Source organism: Kangiella koreensis DSM 16069 (assembly GCF_000024085.1).
Classification (GTDB): Bacteria; Pseudomonadota; Gammaproteobacteria; order Enterobacterales; family Kangiellaceae; genus Kangiella; species Kangiella koreensis.
In genome coordinates, this window is record NC_013166.1 from 133,341 (window position 1) to 153,443 (window position 20,103).

Genomic DNA, 20,103 nt, shown 5'->3' on the forward strand with positions numbered 1-20,103 from the left:
CATCAAGTAAGCTTTGGGGAAAACCGCTTATGAGCACTGAACAAGAACAACGACAAGTTACAACTAATAACCAAGCTCGCACACAAGAACAGCTACATGATGCGAGCCTGATCGAACAGTTGCCGGATAACAGCCAGCGTCTTCATCCTGATTCCATAAAGGTTTCCAGAATTACTGTAGCGCTAGTCAGCTTTATAATTATGCTGTTGCCGACAATAGTAGCGTTATTAAGTGAAACTTATCTGATTATCGCTATTGGTGTAACTGCGGGACTGATCGTTTTTACCATTGGTTTTATCTGGGCCAAAAAATCATACGACTACACCTGGTATTGGCTGGCCGATGAAGGCCTGTATATTCAACGGGGGGTCTGGTGGCGCAAGAAAACTCTGGTCCCTTTTAATCGGGTTCAACATACTGACGTAGCGCAAGGTCCATTAGATCGTAAGTATAAATTAGGCAAATTAGTGACCCATACTGCCGGCACCCGTGATGCATCAGTTTCCCTTGAAGGAATTTTATTAGAGACAGCGCATGAGTTGCGCTCAGTATTGCAAGAAGAGGGCGAAAGCGATGCAGTCTGACACTAACGCTTACCGCTTACATAAAATTTCACCCTTATTTATTCTCTTTGAAAATATTAAAAAGCTAATATTCCCGATTGTATTAGCGCTTTTTAGTACCCGCGGAAGTTCGTGGGAGTTATTCGCCTTAGGGTTTGCGCTGATTATCAGTTTGGGCGCGATTGTCCAATACCGATTTTATCGTTATTGGCTGGAAGGCGATAAGATTCGCGTCAAAGAGGGCATTTTTTTCCGCAACGTGCGGCAAGTTCCTTATAAAAAAATTCAGAATTTAAACTTAGTTCAATCACCCTTACATCGCTTGTTTGGGGTAGTTAAAGTTCAATTAGAGTCTGCCTCAGGCGGTAGGCCCGAAGCCGTAATTAATGTTATTGACATGGCGGCGGTGAAAGAACTGAAGCAAAAAATTAATGGAGAGGAAGAGGAGCAGCAGGAAGAAGAGGTTGCTGAACCGAAAGACAGTATCTTGAGCTTAAGCTTCGGCGAGATTGTTCGTTACGGGATCATCACCAATCGTGGCATTGTTGCTGTAGCGGTTTTTATGGGTTTCACCATGCAGTTTTTGGATGACCAGATTGAGCGCTTGGTAAAAAACTATATTAGCCAATTTACCCAATGGATTGATGGATTAATTAGTAGTGTCCAGATCGAGAATGGTTGGCTGTATTTTACCCTGCTAACTTTGATCGGAATCATCTTCGCTTTGCTAGCTTTATGGTTGCTTTCTATAGTCATGGCATTATTGAAATTTCATGGTTTCGTATTAATCAAAACTAAAGAAAAGTTACAAGCGACTTTGGGACTGTTGACTCGTCTTCAAGCGACGATTCCAATGGGCCGAATTCAGTCACTGACTATTCACGAATCATTACTGCATCGTTGGTTTAAGCGGATTGGCATCACCATAGAAACAGCCGGTGGTGTTAATAACGACCAGCAAGGCGTTAGCATGAAGCAGGTGGCGCCAATAGCGCCGAATACCATGCGCACTCAATTGCTGAAAGAGATTCAGGAAGATGTAGATTGGGATGTCATTGAGTGGAAAGGGTTGAATCCAAAGGGTTGGCGTCGAGTGCTGAAAGTGATGCTAATCATTGGCCTGGTGATAGGTCTACCGACACTCTTATATTCGATTTATGCCTACCCGGTCTGGTTGCTGATATGGGGGCTGTATAGCGTCTATTATTCAAAAGCCTATATTCGCACGGCAGGATACACTTTGAGTGGTGAGGTAATTGGCTTTAAAGATGGCGTGATCTTTAGTAAATGCACCTTTGTTCGACTACCAAAAACGCAAACTATTGCTGTTAAGGAAAGCCCTTTTGATCGTCGCCATCGAATGGCTAGCCTGGAAGTGGATACCGCTGGAGCCATGGTCGGAGCACACCATATTAATATCCCTTATATCAATCTCGACGAGGCGCTGGCTATCAAAAGAAGCATCAGCGATAAGATTAAAGGTACTCAGTTCAAGTGGTAGTCATCTTGAGATGTCACTACCGCCACTAAATTAAAGCCCACTGTCATTGTGGGCTTTAACTGTTTGATAGTACAAACCCTTCAAGCCGTATAATTTTCATACTGTAGTAGAGTAAATTCACGGCGCAGATGTTAGAATATCGCCAATTTATCGGTTTCAAATGGCCTGTCATGGGCAGGTGTCTAATATTAAAAAGGTTATTTCATGAATCAAGAATTTCTCAAGCATATCCAACACAATATTGATGAAGTAAAGGAAGCTGGCCTCTATAAGAAAGAAAGGGTCATTGATTCGCAGCAAGCGGCGGATATTCATGTCACCACTGGCGAAGATGTTTTGAACTTCTGTGCTAATAACTATCTAGGTCTGGCCAATAGTCCAGAGTTGATCAAGGCCGGTCAGGAAGCGCTCGATGAATACGGTTATGGCATGGCTTCTGTGCGTTTTATTTGTGGTACGCAAAAAGTGCACAAAGAACTGGAACAGCGTATTAGTGACTTCTTGGGCATGGAAGATACCATTCTGTATTCTTCTTGTTTTGATGCCAATGGCGGTTTGTTTGAGACCTTGTTGGACGCTGAAGATGCAGTGATTTCTGACTCTTTGAATCATGCTTCGATTATTGACGGCGTACGTTTGTGTAAAGCAAAGCGTTACCGCTATTCCAATAACGATATGGCTGATTTAGAAAAGCAATTGCAACAGGCTGATACAGACGGTGCTCGTTATAAGCTGATCGTGACCGATGGTGTTTTCTCGATGGACGGCATCATTGCTGATCTGAAATCAGTGTGTGACCTGGCGGATAAATACAATGCATTAGTAATGGTTGATGATTCACACGCAGTTGGTTTTATCGGCGAAAAGGGCAAAGGCTCGCATGAGTTCTGTGATGTGATGGGGCGAGTGGATATTATTACTGGCACATTGGGTAAAGCACTTGGTGGTGCATCTGGTGGTTACACCTCAGCGAGCAAAGAAGTGGTTGAATGGTTGCGTCAGCGTTCGCGTCCTTATCTGTTCTCGAATACTTTGGCCCCAGTGATTGCAGCAGCTAGCTTAAAAGTTTTGGACATGCTGGAAAATGGTGATGAGCTACGTCAAAAGCTACGTCATAACAGCGAATACTTCCGTAAGAAAATGACCGCGTTAGGTTTCGAACTGGTACCAGGTGAGCATCCGATTATCCCGGTGATGTTGGGCGATGCTTCCTTGGCCAGCAAGTTCGCAGACATGATGCTAAAAGAAGGCATCTACGTTATCGGCTTCTCATTCCCGGTGGTGCCAAAAGGGCAGGCCCGAATCCGTACCCAAATGTCAGCCGCACATGATATCGAACACATTGATCGCGCTATTGCCGCTTTTGAGAAAGTCGGCAAAGAATTGGGCGTAATCAGCTAATCCTGTCTGGGGTAGAAACAAATGAAAACATTAAGCAAAGCCAAAGCTGAAAAAGGCATTTGGATGGTCGATCATCCTAAGCCTGAACTGGGCCACAATGACGTTCTGATCAAGATTAAAAAGACCGCCATTTGCGGTACCGACATGCACATTTATCATTGGGATGAGTGGGCACAAAGCACCATTCCGGTACCGATGACCGTTGGTCATGAATATGTCGGTGTCATTGAAGAAATTGGGCAGGAAGTGAAAGGCTTTAAAGTTGGTGACCGTGTTTCTGGCGAAGGCCATATCACTTGTGGCTTCTGCCGTAATTGTCGTGCTGGCCGTCGTCACTTATGCCGCAATACGGTTGGTGTTGGCGTGAATCGCCCCGGCGCTTTTGGTGAGTATCTGGTGATTCCAGCAGAGAATGCATACAAAATTCCAGATGATATTTCCGATGAAGTGGCTTCGATTCTCGACCCTTTGGGCAATGCGGCGCATACCGCTTTGTCATTTGATCTGGTCGGTGAAGATGTATTGATTACCGGCGCTGGTCCGATTGGTATTATGGCTGCGGCCATTGCCCGCCATGCAGGCGCTCGCCATGTGGTGATCACAGACATCAATGACTATAGACTCGACCTGGCTAAGCAAATGGGCGCAACGCGCACTGTCAACGTCAGTCAGGAAAAGCTGGAAGATGTGATGAAGGAAATTGGTATGGTCGAAGGTTTTGATGTCGGCCTTGAGATGTCCGGTGTACCTTCAGCGTTCAAATCCATGCTGCAAACGATTAACCATGGCGGCAAAATTGCCATGCTAGGTATTCCTTCCAGTGATTTGGCCATCGACTGGAACCAGGTGATTTTTAAAGGATTAATCATTAAAGGTATTTATGGTCGAGAAATGTATGAAACCTGGTACAAAATGATCGCCATGTTGCAATCCGGTTTAGATGTATCGCCAATGATCACTCATCGCTTCAAGATTGATGAATTTGAAACCGGCTTTGAAACCATGGCCAGTGGTCAGTCTGGGAAAGTGGTTTTGAGTTGGGATTAATAGGGAAGCATCAAATTTGATCTCATTACGCTGGCGAAGCTGGAATGGTTTATCCAAGAAAGAGTTGTATGACTTACTGCAGCTTCGCTTGGCTGTGTTTTGCGTTGAGCAAAATTGCCCGTATCAGGATCTGGATGGTCTGGATAAAGAGGCGATGCATTTATTGGCCTATGAGGATGGCAAGCTGGTGGGATATTTGCGTTTGTTTGAGTCGTTGGAACATTATCATGGCTTGGCTGCAATTGGACGCGTCTGCACAGAGGGTTCAGCCCGAAAAAAAGGTTTAGCACGAGAAATGATGCAGCTAGCGTTGAGCTACAGCGATGAACACTTTGCTAAAAACATTAAGATCAGCGCGCAAGAGTATCTTGAAGATTTTTATTCAAGCTTAGATTTTGTCACGGTAACGGAACCCTATCTCGAAGATGGCATCCCACATATAGGCATGATTAGACAATACGAGGATAACGATGCTTAAAGATTTTTTATCGCAAGCCGGCTGGATGACTAAAACCTTGGTTGGTATTTCGGTGCTGGTCAGTATTCTGACTATGTCAGGCACAAATGAATACACCTTATGGTTTGCTTTTAACTGGAATCTTATCTTACAAGGTGAAGTTCACCGACTAATCACCCCCATCTTTTTACACTTTATGATTGGTGCTTTCCCTATTCACTTGTTATTCAACATGATGTGGCTTTGGGATCAGGGTGGCTCTATAGAAAAAGCCAGAAACGGCTGGTACTTATTAGTGATTGTGTTAATTACTGGCGTCGCTTCAAATGTTGGCGAGTATTTTTCCTCAATTTATTTTGGCTCAGGAAGACCATATCTGTTCGGCGGCATGTCAGGCGTCGTTTATGGCCTGTTAGGCTTTAACTTTGTACGCCGTCGTTTCGATCCATTCTTCCCTGTGCATGTCCATCCAGGTCTAATGCAGTTTATGTTGTTATGGCTAGTATTAGGCTTTACTGGGCTACTAGGAAATATCGCCAATGCGGCACACTTAATTGGTTTAATCAGTGGTGGCTTGCTTGGATTCATCACGGCAAAAACCAGAAGGTTTTAGAGTAACTTTATAATGTTTAAAAGAATCAGTATTGAAGATACCAAACAGCTAATGCAAGACAAGGATGTTTTGCTGGCCGATATCCGCGACCCACAATCATTCGCGGCAGGACACATGCCCGACTCCAGGAATATCAATAATCAGAATGCCGCAGAATTTATTGAAGAGTCTGATAAAGATAAACCGCTGGTGGTGGTTTGTTATCACGGCAACAGCAGCCAACCTGCGGCTCAATATTTTGCAGGACAAGGCTTTAAAGAAGTCTACAGTATGGACGGTGGTTTTGAGTTGTGGAAGCTGAATAACCCGGTTGAACGCTAACGCCTTTACGTTAAGCTGAAAAACTTTCTATCGGATCAGGCGGCAACTCTTCATTCAATATTTCCTTCGCTCGAATATAGTTCTCTTCGTCAACCATTAGCGGTACTTCTCCCAGAGCAAATGAGTAGGTGCTGTGGGTGTGTTCGTGCAGGATGGTGGCGTTAATGCCGTGGGATTCAAGAAGACCGCGAGCGATGTGCGCCTGCATGGTGTTGGGATAGGTTTCTGCAACTACTAGTGACATAAGGACCTCCTTGCTTACTAATATTAAGCCATGAAGGTAAGGTAATTGCAATTAGGATGCTAAGCAAGATTCATGAATTGCTTCTATGGTGCTAATAAAGAAAAAAAGCGGGCGCAAGGGCCCGCTTCTAACAAGACAACAGTTTACTATGCTGCTGCTGACTGGCTGGTTTGATGATTTTGATACATGGCATCAAGTCTCGATGAATTAGCCAGCAGGTATTCAAAGGACGCCAGTGACGCTTTAGCGCCTTCGCCCATGGCCACCACGATTTGCTTATAAGGTACAGTCGTCACGTCTCCGCAAGCGTAGATACCGGGCTGTGAAGTTTCACACTTCTCGTTAATGACCACTTCACCAAAACGTGTCAGCTCAACCACATCGCCTAAGAACTTGCTGTTTGGCACCAGACCAATCTGCACAAAAACGCCATCCAGTTTTAAACTGTGGTTCGCTTCTGTCACTCGGTCCTGATATTCAATCGCTGATACCTTACCGTTGTCGGCATGAATCTCTTTGGTGGCGACATTACGCAGAATGGTGATGTTGTCACGCGCTTCTGCCTGATCGACCAATACCTTGTCCGCTTTCAGTTCTGGCATAAACTCGAATACGGTCACTGACTTTACAATGCCCGCCAAATCCAGCGCGGCTTCAATGCCTGAGTTACCGCCACCAATAACTGCGACATCTTTTCCTTTGAAGAAAGGACCATCACAGTGTGGGCAGTAAGCAACACCATTACCGATGTTTTCTTTCTCGCCGGGAATGCCCAGTTCACGCCATTTAGCACCGGTGGCGATGATTAAGGTTTTACTGTCAATCACTTCACCTGATGACAGGGTGATACTTTTGATATCACCTTGTTCAATGTTAGTCACACGCAGATGCTCTTTGACGGTAACGTCATAATCATTCAAGTGCGCCTGCAAAGCACCGGATAATTCGGGGCCAGTGGTTTTAGGCACAGAAATCAGGTTTTCAATTCCCATAGTGTCCTTGACCTGACCACCGATTCGATCCGCAATAAGGGTAACTTTTAAGCCTTTGCGGGCACTATAAATTGCCGAGCCGACACCTGCTGGGCCACCGCCAATTACAACCACATCCTGCAATGGCATTTTCTCGCTGGGACCTGCTTGCGCAATGCTGGGATCTTTCTCCAGCAACTTATCAATCAATTCTGCGGCAGTAACTTTACCGTTGGCGAAGAGTTCACCGTTAAGATAAACACTGGGCACGCCCTGAATATCACGTGCTTTAACCATGTCTTGGAACAGGCCACCGTCAATCATTTCTGCGCTGATATTTGGATTAAGCAGTGCAAACTGATTCAGGGCCTGCACAACGTCGGGACAGTTGTGGCAGCTCAGGCTGATAAAGACTTCGAACTTCATTTCCTGCTGCACATTGGCAACCATTTTCTTCAGGGATTCATCAAGCTTCACTGGACTGCCAGCAGCCTGTAATACCGCCAATACCAATGAGTTAAACTCATGGCCGGATGGGATTCCTGAGAAAGTAATACCCGTGTCCTGCTCATCTGCCTCAAGAATGAAGCTGATCGGACTGCGAACCTGACCGGACAGGTCACGTTCTTCAAGTTGCAGTTTGTCGCTTACGCTGACAAAGCTGCTTAAAAATTCTTTAAGTTCATTTCGCTTTGAATGCTCACCGGTTTGCAAAACGAAAGTCACCGTCTTTTGCATCTTGGCGGTATAGCCTTTCAAGGCTTCTAAAATTTGATTGTTCAACATTGGGTATTCACCTTTGTCTTGCGTTAATTGGTTATTCCTTCGCCGCCTAAGAACGGCAGAGAAATGCTCAAGCTCCGGAGAGCTGGCTGGCCGAAGCCAGCCATCGTTTTAGAGTAGGCCTAATAAAAGTTCTACTTAGATTTTGCCTACCAGGTCTAATGAAGGAGCAAGAGTTTCTTCACCTTCTTTCCAGGCTGCTGGGCAAACCTGACCTGGGTTGTTGCGTACGTATTGAGCGGCTTTAATCTTACGAACCAACTCTTCAGCGTCACGGCCAACACCTTCAGCAGTGATTTCCATCACTTGGATGACGCCATCAGGGTCAACTACGAAAGTTCCGCGGTCTGCTAGACCTTGCCCTTCGCGCATAACGTCAAAGTTACGGGTGATTTCGCCCGTTGGGTCACCGATCATGGCATAGTTAATTTTGCCAATGGTGTCTGAAGTCTCGTGCCATGCTTTGTGGGTGAAGTGTGTGTCAGTTGAAACTGAGAACACTTCTACGCCACGGCTTTGTAGGTCTTCGTAGTGATCAGCCAAATCGCCAAGCTCTGTAGGGCAGACGAAAGTGAAATCAGCTGGGTAGAAGAAAAATACTGCCCATTTGCCTTCGATGTCTTTGTTAGAAACTTCAACGAATTCTCCATTTTTAAAAGCTGTGGCTTTAAATGGTTTAATTTCAGTGTTGATAAGTGCCATAAAATGTATCTCCTAAGATGATTAATAAATAAGGCTTTAATTAAGTTCGGGGACTACTTTAAGGGCCTGGCGTTGATAAGTAAATTTGGATATATTGAAGTTTATGTTCTAAAATAGTGAACGTTGATTCCTGAAGATAAAACCTAACTATCGGGTGGTACCCTATGCTTTCATTCAAACAGCTCACTTATGCTCTGGCGGCCGAAGAAACCTTACACTTCAAGAAGGCAGCTGATAAATGCCACGTTAGTCAGTCGGCGCTAAGCACGGCTCTTAGCCAGCTGGAAGAACAGCTGGGCGTGCAGATATTTGAGCGAGACAATAAAAAAGTGCTGGTAACGCCAATTGGCAGAGAGGTACTGGATCGCGCCCGCGAAATCGTAGCTCAGGTCAACTCATTGCAAAATCTATCTTCAAGCCTGAAAGAACCATTGAGCTTTCCTTTATCCGTTGGAGTAATCCCAACCATTGCCCCTTATTTACTGCCCAAAATGTTCCCGATTTTGAACCAACGCTATCCGAACGCAGAATTACGGATTGTCGAAGAGCAATCGCATGTATTGGTCGAAAAGGTACGAAAAGGCGAACTGGATACCGCGATCCTGGCCTTACCCTATGCCTGTGATGGTTTACTGACCATGGAGTTTTGGCAGGAGGATTTTTATTGGGTGACGTTAAAAGGGGATAAGTACAGTCAGCAAAAAGAAATTACCAGCGATGAGATGATGCACAGCAATCTGATGCTGCTTAAAGAAGGACATTGCCTGAAAGACCATATTCTGGATGCCTGTAAATTAAGCAAAGAACAGACAGAACACGGCTTTGGCGCGACCAGCCTGAATACTCTGATCCAGATGGTGCTGGGTAAGCTAGGAACGACATTAATCCCGGATATGGCGCTTGATCAGCTGATTTCACAAAATAAAGAATTAACCGCGGTGCATTTGAAAGAACCAGGCCCGCATCGTCGCATTGCCTTTATCATTCGCCCAAACTTTACCCGTCTATCGAGCGTTGAAGCCCTGAAGCAAGTCTGCAGAGACGCTTTGGCTGGGCAGAATGCCTAACACTTGGGTATTGTGAATAAGATCCAGTACAATGACCGCACTTTAGTTTAGCCTGACATCATGATGAATTTTAATCACTGGCAAAATGCAGACGATACAGCAATAAAGGAGCTTCCCTTTCATGTAGCCGAATGGCTCGCAGAGTTTGGCTCTTTAACAGAAAAGCTGTCGCGCAATGTAAAGCAGGTAAAGCTTGATGTATTGCAAGAAGGTGCTGGTATTTTAACGACGGAAGAGGCTACTGCACTAAACACAGAAGGTGATGTAAACTGTCAGGTTCGCGAAGTGGTGCTCTATGGCCCGCAGCAGCCTTGGATTTATGCACGTACTACCATGCCTGTTTCGAGCAAACATTTGATTGAAAAACTGGGCGATAAACCACTGGGAAGTATCCTTTTTTCCGATGAAGAATTAAGACGCCAGTTTTTACAAGTGTGTCAGCTCGAAGAAACCAGCCCGCTCTATCAAAGTGCTATTCAATATTTAGAAAATGAAAACTTATTAGTGACTCCCGAACAACCAAAACTGTGGGCAAGACGTTCACTATGGAAAAAGAAAGATAAAAAAGATGGTATGTTGGTGTGTGAAGTATTTTTACCGGATGCGCCCTTGTATCGGTAATATTTATTTATATTGGATTTAAATTAATGCTTTGTAACGAGCGTGTGCTTCAATTGAATATAGGGTTTCGCCTTTTGGCGGCCTTCTTTTTCTTATGTGCGTAAGAATAAGAAGCGTAACTTAACAGCATATAGTCGATATACCATCAAACAAGTAAGTAGGTTTCATAGACCACTAGAGATAGCGGCTAGCACCAAATAACCCATTAAAAGTTAGCCGAAGTATTCAAAATTATAGTGTAAATTGGGCAGGATAGCCCAATTTAGCAAATTCGAAACATGGATGTTTCGTTTTGCGGCACGTTAAGTGATTTTGAATGGTGAGGGAAGCGCACAGCGCCTAACTTTTAGGGCGAGTTTTTTGGTTCGTTTTTTGCTCGATCAAAAAATGAACATAACAAAATTTTATAATGACGTTCAACAAAGGGGACGAAATTGAATAAAAACAAATGGCACCAGTATGCGTTGTTAATGCGTTTGGATAAGCCGATTGGTACTTTTTTGTTGCTGTGGCCGACGCTGTGGGCGTTGTGGATCGCAGCTGAAGGGTTACCGCCGTTATGGATTCTATTGGTGTTTTGCTTGGGTGTGTTTTTAATGCGGTCGGCGGGTTGTGTGATTAATGATTATGCAGACCGTGACTTTGATGCGCATGTGGAGCGTACTCGTCAAAGGCCCTTAGCGCAGAATAAAGTCACTTCCCGTGAAGCACTAAGTTTGTTTTTGTTGTTGGTGTTGTTAGCTTTCGCTCTGGCCTTAACCTTGAATTGGTTTGCGGTGAGTTTAAGTTTTGTTGCTATTGCACTGGCTGCAACCTATCCCTTTATGAAACGTTACACCTATTTCCCGCAAGTGATATTAGGCGCGGCTTTTGCCTGGTCAATCCCGATGGCGTTTGCTGCAATTCAGAATGAGTTGCCGTTAATCGTATGGGTCATTTATACATCCACGCTGTTATGGGTATTGGCTTACGACACTCTATATGGAATGGTGGATAGAAATGATGATATGCGACTAGGACTGAAGTCCACGGCAATCTTATTTGGTGACATGGATCTGGTCATGGTTGGCACCATTCAGGCTTTGTTTTTAATGGGCATGCATCTGGTCGGTGAGCAGTTAGAGTTTGGAATTTACTATTACACCAGCTGGGTCATTGCAGCGATATTAATTGGCATACAAATGTGGCGTTGTCGCACTCGTGACGGACAGGAATGCTTCAACGCCTTTTTGAATAATAATTATGTTGGCTTAGTCTTCTTTCTGGGTATCGTCCTGCACTACCAATTCGGGTGAGTCCTTGTCAACGAGAAGAATTTGGTCACGAGCCTGTTGACGTAAACTACGAGCAGCTTGCTGCAAGCCCTGCTGGACAGGAATGCTTAACATGCTCAAGATACTTTGATATAAATCCTTGCAACTCTCGGTGGCACGCATGCCGATGCCTTCTCTATGCTCAACCCAGCCTTGCTCTTTTAGTACTTTGACTTGAGATTTGAAAAGATTCTTATCAAAGAACTCCGGTGCATTGATGCCATAAAGAGCTGCGATACGCTGCGCCAATTTTTGGCTTTCCTGTTCGAGTTCAGCACGATGGATAACCTGTTCAGGTTGTAAACTAAATAAAATGGTAAGACTCATAGCATAACGTTGTAATGCAGGTTGCGCTGCTTGAGCTAGCAACATTAAACGTGACCACTCAGGGGCTTCGCTATCGGCAGGAATATATTCATCACCACGTTTAAACAGCAGTTTATGATCAAGCATGGTTTGAATAAGCTGATTGGTGCGTTCTTCAAGTTCATTAATATCCCAACGGACATACAGCTCTTGATGCAAGAAGGGATAAACTGACTTAACGGCATTTAGGATGTGCTCATGAGTAACATCATCATGACGTTGAAAAATTGAGGCAATTAATGACGTCAGCGCAAAGACATGCAGAATATTATTGCTGTAATAAGTAGAAAGAACCGCTTCATCACCCTCAATTGAAATGACATCACCAGCAGGGTCATTGATTTCCTGAACCATACCCAACTTCTGTGCAGTGTCTAACAACTGAGAACCGTTTTCTTCGGGGATATTGATGTGCTCACTGTAAGGCGCTTGCCGAGCAAAGGTCATCAACAAATCGAGATGGGCAATCAGTTCTTGTTTGTCCATGGCTAAACGCGGAGTCGCTAATAAAGACAGACTGACCAGACAAACACTGTTAAGGCTGACCGCAGCATTGATACGACGATTAATTTCATCTCCTAAATCAACCACAAAGTTAGACAGCCAATCAGGGCGTGCCTGAGCCTGACCCTGTAGATCGCTCCAGTCTATGTTCTGTTTGGCCAGATAATCTTCTAATGCTAACGGTTGACCAAAGTTTAGATATACTTTGCCATAGAAACGCTTAAGTGCTTTGCGAACCCCTAATAACTGTCCAACTGATTCTTGCTTTTTGGCATGGCCGCGTAATTCCCCGACGTAACTTTTGCCTTCGAACATGCGCTCGTAGCCAATATAGACAGGCACAAACATGATAGGACGACGAATGCCACGCAACATACTTTGTACTGTCATGGCCAACATGCCAGTCTTTGGGGTTAATAAACGGCCAGTCCGACTGCGACCGCCTTCCTGGAAATATTCAACTGGAATACCCTTGTTAAAAAGTCGGTATAAGTATTCGTTAAAAACGGCGGTATATAATTTGTTGCCGCGGAAACTGCGACGTAAGAAAAAAGCGCCGCCACGACGGAGAACAGAACCGACAGGCCAGAAGTTTAAATTAATCCCTGCAGCAATGTGTGGAGGAACGAGACCTTCGTGGTAGAGCTGATAGGACAGTAATAAATAATCAGCATGGCTACGATGACATGGTACATAAACAAGTTCATAGTCTTTGGCCAGTTGGCGCACCTGTTTGAGATTGTTTACTTCGATGCCGGCATAAATCTTATTCCACAATCGCGTTAAGGTGGTGGATAAAAAGCGAATCATGCGGGGACTAAAGTTAGCAGCAATTTCCTTAACGTATTTGCCAGCTTGTTTCTCGATTTGTGCACGGGTTTTTCCAGTCTTTTTTATTTCGCGCTCAACTGCTTGATGCACCAGATCCGACGCAACAATACCATCAATCAAGTCGCGACGATTTTGGGTGCGTGGACCAACAGTAGCAACCCATTGACGGTTAAAGTGAACACGTAAAATTCGACTCAGTTTATGGGCTGTTTTTTCTGGTGGGTTATCAAGATTAACCTGAGAAGAGTTAAGGGCGATTGGTTCACCGTACTGAACCAAACATTGGCGACCCAGAAAGAGCATAATGAAGAACTTGGCAAAACGACCGGATTGCTCAACGTTAGACATAAAATAGCGTAAAAATGATTTTTCTTTGCCTGGGCTACGACCCCAGTAGATTGAAACAGGAACAAGTTTAAAGGTTTTATCTGGATTAGCTTTTTGTGCTTGAACTAATTTGGCAATTGAGACTTTATGAGCAGAATTAACTCGGCTTCGACGAAAAACACTGGGTCTGTTGTTTAAGAATAAGCAGCTACCTGATTCTGGTACCGCTAATTTCTTATCAGTAACTTTAGCCGTTGGAAGTTGAAGTTGCGCAGCCTGACGGCGAAGCAACTCAATCGCAGTCACTGACTGAGTTCTTAAGATATAAATAATATGATCGTCGTTGCTTAATTCGAACTCTTGTTTTGGATCAGACGGTGCTCCTTGCTCGCGCACCAAAAGCTTCAAAGGTAAGCGTAGTAAAGATAACGAAAAATGTTTTAAAGAAGATGAAATCGACATAAAAATCTCTATTGATAAAAACAGTTAGAGCAGTAGCTCAACAGGGTGCGGGTGGCTTAAAAAATCACGCGGACTGGCGGTAAAACCATAAGCGCCTGATTGATAAACAGCTACCCAATCACCAATTTGTGCCTTTGGGAGTTCCATCTTATTGGCAAGAATATCAAGCGGTGTACATAAAGGACCAACAATATTCACCAGCTCGGTGTCAGATTGTTGCATACGGTTAGCGATCGCAACAGGATAATTTTTTCGAATAACCTGACCAAAATTACCCGATGCCGCAAGGTGGTGATGTAAGCCACCGTTAGCAATTAAATAGGTCTGGCCACGGGATACTTTTTTATCGGTAATTTGGCAAAGGTAAATGCCTGCGTTACCGACCAGATAGCGCCCCAGTTCTAAAATCAATTCACAATCATTCAGTAGCGATTGGTGTTCATCAATCAGCTTATTTAGGTTTTCGGCAATAGGCTCAAGATCAAGCAGTTTGTCTCCGGGAAAATAGGGTATCCCAAAACCTCCACCAATATTAAGGTGTTTTAAGCTAAAACCATATTCTGCATGCAGACGAGCGACCAGCGCAAAGATACTGTTATGTGCAGTAATGATAGAGCCAGCATTAAGATTTTGTGAGCCGGTAAATATATGTAAGCCCATGAAATTGAGTTTTGGATGTTCTAGTAGTTCGAACACTTGATCAAGCTGCTCAACATCAATTCCAAATTGTTGCGGACCGCCACCCATTTTCATACCCGATGATTTGAGCTCGAAATCAGGATTAAGGCGTAAAGCAATATTGGCGACACGGTCATGGCTGTCAGCAATAGTGATAATACGTTTTAGTTCGGTAATGGATTCGATGTTAATGGTGATGCCTGAAAATATAGCCATGGTCAGTTCTTGTTCTGACTTGCCAGGGCCTGCAAAACTAACTTTGGATGGAGAGATTCCGGTTGATAAGGCGGTATGCAATTCTTTAGCAGAGGCCACATCAAGCCCATCGACCTGATGAGATAAATAGTTGACTACTGCGGGCATCGGATTGGCTTTAATGGCGTAATGCAAACTGACTTTAGGAAAAAAACGGCGTAGCCTATCTACATTCTGTTTAATCACTGAGCGGTCATAGACATAGCAGGGCGTTTGTCCAGCAATGGCTACCACCTCCTCAACAGAATACCCGGCAATAACCAACTGGCCATCACGGGATTCAAATTGGTTCATGTCAGCATGCGTCTTATGACTCATTCACTCAACCTTATGATTTTTTTGATAGTCGTTTTGTAATTGCTTGCGGTCAATTTTGCCGTTGGGATTACGTGGCAATTGATCGACAAATTCAATAGCTTTCGGCTGCATATAATTGGGCAATTGTTGTTGGCAATAACGTTTAACGTCTTGCTCGGTCAAGTCACCATCAGTTTTGATCAATAGCATGATGGCCTGACCCAACTCTTCATCAGGTAATCCAATAGCAACCACCTCAACCACACCGCCCATCTGGTAAAGGCTCTCTTCAAGCTCAGCAGGGCTGATGCGATAACCTGAACATTTTATCATATCGTCTTGGCGACCGATAAAATAGAGAAAACCGTCTTTATCGCGACGCACGGTATCCCCTGACCAGACCGCCAGTTCGGGCAAATAGTCAGGATTGTTACCAATGGGCTTAAAACGCCTGGCGGTCTTATCCGGCGCATTCCAGTAGCCAAGACTGACATGCACGCCTCGATGCACCAGCTCGCCGGGCTCATCGATATCGCACTCGCTCCCGTCAGGGCGTAGCACTAATACTTCGGCATTAGGAATCGCTTTGCCAATAGAATCGGGGTGCGTATTCACATACTGAGGCTCAAGGTAAGTAGAGCGAAATGCCTCTGTTAGTCCATACATTAAATAAGGAAGTGTACTCGGTAAGACCTGACGCAATTGATTCAAGGTCGTTTTCGGCATGGCGCCACCACTGTTGGTGAAATAACGCAGGCAACGAGCCTCTTCTGGCCATTCGAGCTTTGCCAGCTGAATCCATAAAGGCGGTACTGCTGCCAGGCCAGTGATCTGATGCTGAGCCACTTGACGAATAACATCGTGAGGAAACAGGTATTCCATCAATACCACTGTTGCACCTATCAGCAATCCCGTGGTGATCTGGCTTAAACCGTAATCAAAACTGAGCGGCAGAACGGCCAGTATTTTGTCTTCCGAGTTATTGTGTAAGTACTGACTGACGCTTTGTGCACCAGCAATAAGATTACGATGGGATAAGCAGACGCCTTTGGGTTGTCCGGTTGAGCCTGATGTATAAAGAATGGCGGCTAAGTCCTGATCAATGACCTGAATGGGCGGAGCAGGAATATCTGCTGTCGCTGGCTCAGGCCAAAAGTGCTGTTGAAGGGCCATTTCAGCCTCATCATCAGCCAAGCCTTGCTCGATGATTAACAGGTGGCTAAGGTCGGAGCAGCCTTGCAGAGCTTCAGTTGAAAGTTTTGCCCTTTGTTGACTTGTGATCAGCAGCTTGACGTTACAATCATCCAGGATGTAGGCCACTTGAGCAGGCTTCAGTACTGGATTGACCGGCACAAAGACTAGCCCTGCGCGGCTGGCGGCAAGAATACTGATAACAGTTTCAACTTGTTTAGGCAGATAGATCGCAACCCGATCTCCTCGAGCCAACCCCATACTCAGAAAGTATTGCGCAAGCTGATTAATAGCGCTGTCAAGCTGGGTATAGGTCAATTGACGCTTGTTATCATCAATCGCGACTTTGTCCGCGAATTTTTGCTTGCTTGCAGTTACAATGGCGTCAAGCTGGCAGTACATGATAGATCCGATTTGAAAAGATGCGGCTATTGTAGCTTTTTCAATGAATTACGTCAGCTGTTGACGCACAACTATGTCATTCTAGGTTCAGTAGACTTCAACCGCATGGCTCGACTGAGCCGATAGCGAAATAGATTAAGAAAAAGGGTTTTATGCGGCTCATCTGGTACATCGTCATTCTGTTTATTGCCTACGGTTCTCTCTATCCGTTTGATTTTGAGTTGGGTAGAGCTTTGCCTGCGGACTTTTCACAATGGTTATTCAGTTGGCACCATCGAACCATTCGCAGCGATCTAATTGCCAATATTCTGTTATTCATCCCTTACGGATTTTTCAGCGCCCTGACCATTAAGGAAGAAAAGCGACAATGGCCATTGCTGTGGCTTGTCCTGACATTTATTGGAGGCTTTTTATTTGCGCTGTTTCTCCAGTTGCTGCAATTTTACCTTCCATCAAGAATTCCTGAAGCGGCGGATGCGCTAACCAATACCATTGGTATATTAATTGGCTTTGCCATTGCTGGATTTACCAATAGCCAGCGAGTACAGCGACTGATTCCTCGTGGTTTACGCTTCCAGTTGACGCCAGCTTTGCTGGTGCTGGTGTTATGGCTAGCATGGCAGTTTTTCCCTTATATTCCGGTATTTGAAAGTAAGCAGTTTGGCGATGGTTTAGATCAAATTGCTAAAAGCAGTTGGTCGCTGGAGTTGTGGTTGGAACGCGTGCTGTTCTGGATGGTTTTTTACTATGTTCTAGAGCGTGTAGTTGCCAAGAAATACAACATTAACGTCATTATCGGCATCACTTTGTTTGTATTGATAATCAAGCTGGCTATGTACCGAAGCTATTTGGGGTGGAGCGAAATTAGCGCTGTTCCGTTAGCAATCTTGTTGCACGCATACCTTGGGCATAGTTTCAGAGTGGCTTTAATTGCCGTCGGCGCAGCGGTTTTATTTGTCTGGCAAAATCTGTTCCCATGGCAGTGGCAAACGACCCTTAATAGTTTTGAGTGGAAGCCATTTGATAACTTTCTGACGGGAAGCACCTGGCATAATCTCAGTGCCTTATTAAGAGAGTCCCTGCTACTGGCTTCCTTTGGTTATTTCCTGGGTAAATGGTTATCCAGTTATCGAACAGCGGGTATCGTTTTAACCCTATTTGTGGTGGTGATTACAGCCTTGCAATTCTTTATCGTAGGTAAGCAACCAGATAGCACCTCAATTATTATGGCTCTGGTATTAGCGATACTGTTCCAAAGACTAGCGAGAATAGCACCATAGTCTTCGCAAGAACTATGCATAAACAGTTACGCAAAAAAAAGCACCCGACCATTGGGAGTTCAGTCAGGTGCTAAAAGGAAAGTGAAGCTATAGGTTATAGGAAAAAAAATTAATCAGGCTGATACAAAGTATAGAGTTCGTTTTCTTCCAGTGAAACGCGGTGCGTTAATACCTTGCCAACGGTTTCAAAGTCTTTCTCAAAGCTTTGTTTCTGCTCTGCGGTGATAATCGGCTTGGAATAGGTCTTACAAAAACGAATCACTGCCTGAGCGATATCATTCATTTCACTGCGGAAATCCTTAACAAGATCCATACTGGAAGAATCATCGGATAGTTTCTGCTCAAGGTAAACATAGAATTTAACGTTTTCTTTAAGTAGGTGGGCCTGAAAGTCTCGTTTAAACTGAGTTACCAGATCAGCAGTTTTTTGCCGATCATTGGCTTCAAACCCTTCGCTCCAGATACGTCCATAAAGACCAACCAAATGGTTATGATCGCCTTTGAGATTATCAATCAGATGTGGGTCATAACTAACACCGTAATGATTACGTTTCCTGGTGAAATCAACTTCTTGAATAGGGTTTGGCTCTCGAGTATCGACGGATTCCGGCCGATCACTAAAAAAGTTTTTAATAAAACCAAACATGGTGCGACTCCTCAGCTGTAGGTAAAAGTAAAACAAAATATTATCTTTTTAATCTCGCTAGTAGACACTAATTATTGATATATATCAATAGGTTAGAATGCAGAAATGACCACTGTGTCAATGCGTAAATGCATCAATAAAAAAAGTATTTTTTATGCAGGATTTATAACCATTTTGTGAAAACTACCAGTAAAAGTGATAACTATTTCAAAAACCCTATAAATAACCCTTTGGTACATATGGTTATTTTGCCAAGGGTGTGATTATTTAGAGAGGCATAGAAAAACTGTAATAAAAAGAAGCAGTTAATGCATATCTGCATTTTTTAAATGTCAGGTAAGAACAAAAAATTTTAAAACTATAGCTGAACGAAGGACGGAAATTATGATTGAACAAAAACTCTCACCATTAAAGCAGGCCTTATCCCACCATAAAGCCTATGGATTATTAAACACAACAGACAATATACGCACTTTCATGGAGTATCATGTTTATGCCGTTTGGGATTTCATGACATTACTGAAAGCTTTGCAGCGACGATTAACTTGCGTGGATATTCCGTGGCGGGAATCAAGTTATCCCACGGAAGTTGTGCGATTCATTAACGAAATTGTGATTGGTGAAGAAAGTGATTTAGATCAGAATGGACAGCCCATCAGTCACTATTCATTGTATCTGGAAGCAATGCAGGAAGTAGGTGCTGACGTGTCTAAAGTACAGCAATTTGTTGCGTCTTTGGATACAAGCATTATTCCTGAAGGTGCTCGTGAGTTTGTGGAGTACAACTTAAAGTTGGCCGAAGAGGGAACGGACGAAGAAGTGGCGGCTGCTTTTCTGTATGGTCGTGAAAAGTTAATCCCAGAAATGTTCACCGGTATTAAAGATGCACTAATCAGTGAGAACGCAGATTGTCCGACACTGATTTATTATCTGGAGCGTCACATCGAACTGGATGGTGATGAGCACGGCCCATTAGCAGAAAAATGCCTCAAATCAATATGCGGTGATGATAAGGATAAGTGGCAACGTGCATTAACCGTCGGTGAAGAGTGCCTGCAGATGCGTGATGCGCTATGGAATCAGGTCGAAAAAGCATTGCTTCAAAAGTCAGGAATTAGAGCCGCATAAGTCATTTAGTCTTGATGTCTGGTCATAAAGACCAACCCCTCGCTGCCTGCTCGCTTAGTCGAGTAGGTGGCACTTTTTTTCCGGCAGTCTCCATTAGCACTTAAAATCAAGTTTGGTTACAATGCTTGAAAC

Annotated in this window: 19 protein-coding genes; 12 read left to right on the top strand and 7 right to left on the bottom strand. The window is 44.2% G+C overall.

The window, feature by feature from the left end:
- Positions 1-29 precede the first annotated feature (29 nt).
- The 7 genes from KKOR_RS00640 (at position 30) to glpE (ending at position 5,903) form a co-directional block, all read left to right on the top strand.
- Positions 30-584 (top strand): PH domain-containing protein, encoded by a 555-nt coding sequence (locus KKOR_RS00640; RefSeq protein WP_012800068.1) that lies wholly within the window; start codon positions 30-32, stop codon positions 582-584.
- On the top strand, positions 574-2,064 hold the full coding sequence (locus KKOR_RS00645) for a PH domain-containing protein (protein ID WP_012800069.1): 1,491 nt from the start codon (positions 574-576) through the stop codon (positions 2,062-2,064). The genes KKOR_RS00640 and KKOR_RS00645 overlap by 11 nt, the downstream gene beginning before the upstream one ends.
- A gap of 204 nt (positions 2,065-2,268) precedes the next feature.
- Positions 2,269-3,465 carry a glycine C-acetyltransferase gene (locus KKOR_RS00650; protein ID WP_012800070.1) on the top strand — a complete coding sequence of 399 codons (1,197 nt, stop codon included), beginning with the start codon at positions 2,269-2,271 and terminating at the stop codon, positions 3,463-3,465.
- A 21-nt stretch (positions 3,466-3,486) separates the two neighbouring features.
- Entirely contained in the window at positions 3,487-4,512 is a 1,026-nt protein-coding gene (tdh, locus tag KKOR_RS00655; protein WP_012800071.1) for an L-threonine 3-dehydrogenase, read from the top strand.
- A gap of 16 nt (positions 4,513-4,528) precedes the next feature.
- Entirely contained in the window at positions 4,529-4,990 is a 462-nt protein-coding gene (locus KKOR_RS00660) for a GNAT family N-acetyltransferase (protein ID WP_012800072.1), read from the top strand.
- Entirely contained in the window at positions 4,983-5,582 is a 600-nt protein-coding gene (locus tag KKOR_RS00665) for a rhomboid family intramembrane serine protease (RefSeq protein WP_012800073.1), read from the top strand. The genes KKOR_RS00660 and KKOR_RS00665 overlap by 8 nt, the downstream gene beginning before the upstream one ends.
- Positions 5,583-5,594: 12 nt before the next feature.
- A complete protein-coding gene (gene glpE, locus KKOR_RS00670) occupies positions 5,595-5,903 on the top strand; it encodes a thiosulfate sulfurtransferase GlpE (RefSeq protein WP_012800074.1) in 309 nt (102 codons plus the stop codon).
- Positions 5,904-5,913: 10 nt separating this feature from the next.
- Here glpE and KKOR_RS00675 read toward each other — a convergent pair whose 3' ends face one another.
- The 3 genes from KKOR_RS00675 to ahpC all read right to left on the bottom strand — a co-directional run bounded on the left by KKOR_RS00675 (position 5,914) and on the right by ahpC (position 8,603).
- Entirely contained in the window at positions 5,914-6,147 is a 234-nt protein-coding gene (locus KKOR_RS00675; RefSeq protein WP_012800075.1) for a putative signal transducing protein, read from the bottom strand.
- A 146-nt stretch (positions 6,148-6,293) separates the two neighbouring features.
- Entirely contained in the window at positions 6,294-7,904 is a 1,611-nt protein-coding gene (gene ahpF / locus KKOR_RS00680; protein ID WP_012800076.1) for an alkyl hydroperoxide reductase subunit F, read from the bottom strand.
- Between the two features lie 135 nt (positions 7,905-8,039).
- Positions 8,040-8,603 (bottom strand): alkyl hydroperoxide reductase subunit C, encoded by a 564-nt coding sequence (ahpC, locus tag KKOR_RS00685; protein WP_012800077.1) that lies wholly within the window; start codon positions 8,601-8,603, stop codon positions 8,040-8,042.
- Between the two features lie 164 nt (positions 8,604-8,767).
- Between ahpC and KKOR_RS00690 the strand changes: the two genes are divergently transcribed.
- The 3 genes from KKOR_RS00690 to ubiA all read left to right on the top strand — a co-directional run bounded on the left by KKOR_RS00690 (position 8,768) and on the right by ubiA (position 11,586).
- Positions 8,768-9,670, top strand: coding sequence for a hydrogen peroxide-inducible genes activator (locus KKOR_RS00690; protein ID WP_012800078.1), 903 nt, complete (start codon positions 8,768-8,770; stop codon positions 9,668-9,670).
- A gap of 60 nt (positions 9,671-9,730) precedes the next feature.
- Positions 9,731-10,291 (top strand): chorismate--pyruvate lyase family protein, encoded by a 561-nt coding sequence (locus KKOR_RS00695; protein WP_012800079.1) that lies wholly within the window; start codon positions 9,731-9,733, stop codon positions 10,289-10,291.
- Between the two features lie 470 nt (positions 10,292-10,761).
- A complete protein-coding gene (gene ubiA / locus KKOR_RS00700) occupies positions 10,762-11,586 on the top strand; it encodes a 4-hydroxybenzoate octaprenyltransferase (protein WP_049756768.1) in 825 nt (274 codons plus the stop codon).
- Here ubiA and plsB read toward each other — a convergent pair.
- The 3 genes from plsB to KKOR_RS00715 are packed head-to-tail and all read right to left on the bottom strand — an operon-like array spanning position 11,542 to position 16,917.
- Positions 11,542-14,094, bottom strand: a complete 2,553-nt coding sequence (gene plsB, locus KKOR_RS00705; protein ID WP_012800081.1) for a glycerol-3-phosphate 1-O-acyltransferase PlsB — start codon at positions 14,092-14,094, stop codon at positions 11,542-11,544. The genes ubiA and plsB overlap by 45 nt on opposite strands.
- A gap of 24 nt (positions 14,095-14,118) precedes the next feature.
- Positions 14,119-15,345, bottom strand: a complete 1,227-nt coding sequence (locus KKOR_RS00710) for a pyridoxal-dependent decarboxylase, exosortase A system-associated (RefSeq protein WP_012800082.1) — start codon at positions 15,343-15,345, stop codon at positions 14,119-14,121.
- Complete coding sequence (locus KKOR_RS00715) at positions 15,346-16,917, bottom strand: acyl-CoA ligase (AMP-forming), exosortase A system-associated (protein WP_012800083.1); 1,572 nt, start codon at positions 16,915-16,917, stop codon at positions 15,346-15,348.
- Between the two features lie 152 nt (positions 16,918-17,069).
- Between KKOR_RS00715 and KKOR_RS00720 the strand changes: the two genes are divergently transcribed.
- Positions 17,070-18,197, top strand: coding sequence for a VanZ family protein (locus KKOR_RS00720; RefSeq protein WP_012800084.1), 1,128 nt, complete (start codon positions 17,070-17,072; stop codon positions 18,195-18,197).
- A 109-nt stretch (positions 18,198-18,306) separates the two neighbouring features.
- Here the strand turns inward: KKOR_RS00720 and KKOR_RS00725 are convergent, their stop codons facing one another.
- Positions 18,307-18,843, bottom strand: coding sequence for a hemerythrin domain-containing protein (locus tag KKOR_RS00725; protein ID WP_012800085.1), 537 nt, complete (start codon positions 18,841-18,843; stop codon positions 18,307-18,309).
- Positions 18,844-19,227: 384 nt separating this feature from the next.
- On the opposite strand from KKOR_RS00725, the gene KKOR_RS00730 reads away from it, so the two are divergent.
- Entirely contained in the window at positions 19,228-19,971 is a 744-nt protein-coding gene (locus KKOR_RS00730) for a DUF3050 domain-containing protein (RefSeq protein ID WP_012800086.1), read from the top strand.
- The last annotated feature ends 132 nt before the right edge of the window (positions 19,972-20,103 follow it).

Coding starts and splice junctions, on each gene's coding strand:
- ahpC (WP_012800077.1), bottom strand. CDS start 8,603: ATGGCACTTATCAACACTGAAATTAAACCATTTAAAGCCACAGCTTTT.
- ubiA (WP_049756768.1), top strand. CDS start 10,762: ATGCGTTTGGATAAGCCGATTGGTACTTTTTTGTTGCTGTGGCCGACG.
- plsB (WP_012800081.1), bottom strand. CDS start 14,094: ATGTCGATTTCATCTTCTTTAAAACATTTTTCGTTATCTTTACTACGC.
- KKOR_RS00720 (WP_012800084.1), top strand. CDS start 17,070: ATGCGGCTCATCTGGTACATCGTCATTCTGTTTATTGCCTACGGTTCT.
- glpE (WP_012800074.1), top strand. CDS start 5,595: ATGTTTAAAAGAATCAGTATTGAAGATACCAAACAGCTAATGCAAGAC.
- KKOR_RS00640 (WP_012800068.1), top strand. CDS start 30: ATGAGCACTGAACAAGAACAACGACAAGTTACAACTAATAACCAAGCT.
- tdh (WP_012800071.1), top strand. CDS start 3,487: ATGAAAACATTAAGCAAAGCCAAAGCTGAAAAAGGCATTTGGATGGTC.
- KKOR_RS00725 (WP_012800085.1), bottom strand. CDS start 18,843: ATGTTTGGTTTTATTAAAAACTTTTTTAGTGATCGGCCGGAATCCGTC.
- KKOR_RS00675 (WP_012800075.1), bottom strand. CDS start 6,147: ATGTCACTAGTAGTTGCAGAAACCTATCCCAACACCATGCAGGCGCAC.
- KKOR_RS00715 (WP_012800083.1), bottom strand. CDS start 16,917: ATGTACTGCCAGCTTGACGCCATTGTAACTGCAAGCAAGCAAAAATTC.
- KKOR_RS00690 (WP_012800078.1), top strand. CDS start 8,768: ATGCTTTCATTCAAACAGCTCACTTATGCTCTGGCGGCCGAAGAAACC.
- KKOR_RS00695 (WP_012800079.1), top strand. CDS start 9,731: ATGATGAATTTTAATCACTGGCAAAATGCAGACGATACAGCAATAAAG.
- KKOR_RS00730 (WP_012800086.1), top strand. CDS start 19,228: ATGATTGAACAAAAACTCTCACCATTAAAGCAGGCCTTATCCCACCAT.
- KKOR_RS00645 (WP_012800069.1), top strand. CDS start 574: ATGCAGTCTGACACTAACGCTTACCGCTTACATAAAATTTCACCCTTA.
- KKOR_RS00710 (WP_012800082.1), bottom strand. CDS start 15,345: ATGAGTCATAAGACGCATGCTGACATGAACCAATTTGAATCCCGTGAT.
- ahpF (WP_012800076.1), bottom strand. CDS start 7,904: ATGTTGAACAATCAAATTTTAGAAGCCTTGAAAGGCTATACCGCCAAG.
- KKOR_RS00650 (WP_012800070.1), top strand. CDS start 2,269: ATGAATCAAGAATTTCTCAAGCATATCCAACACAATATTGATGAAGTA.
- KKOR_RS00665 (WP_012800073.1), top strand. CDS start 4,983: ATGCTTAAAGATTTTTTATCGCAAGCCGGCTGGATGACTAAAACCTTG.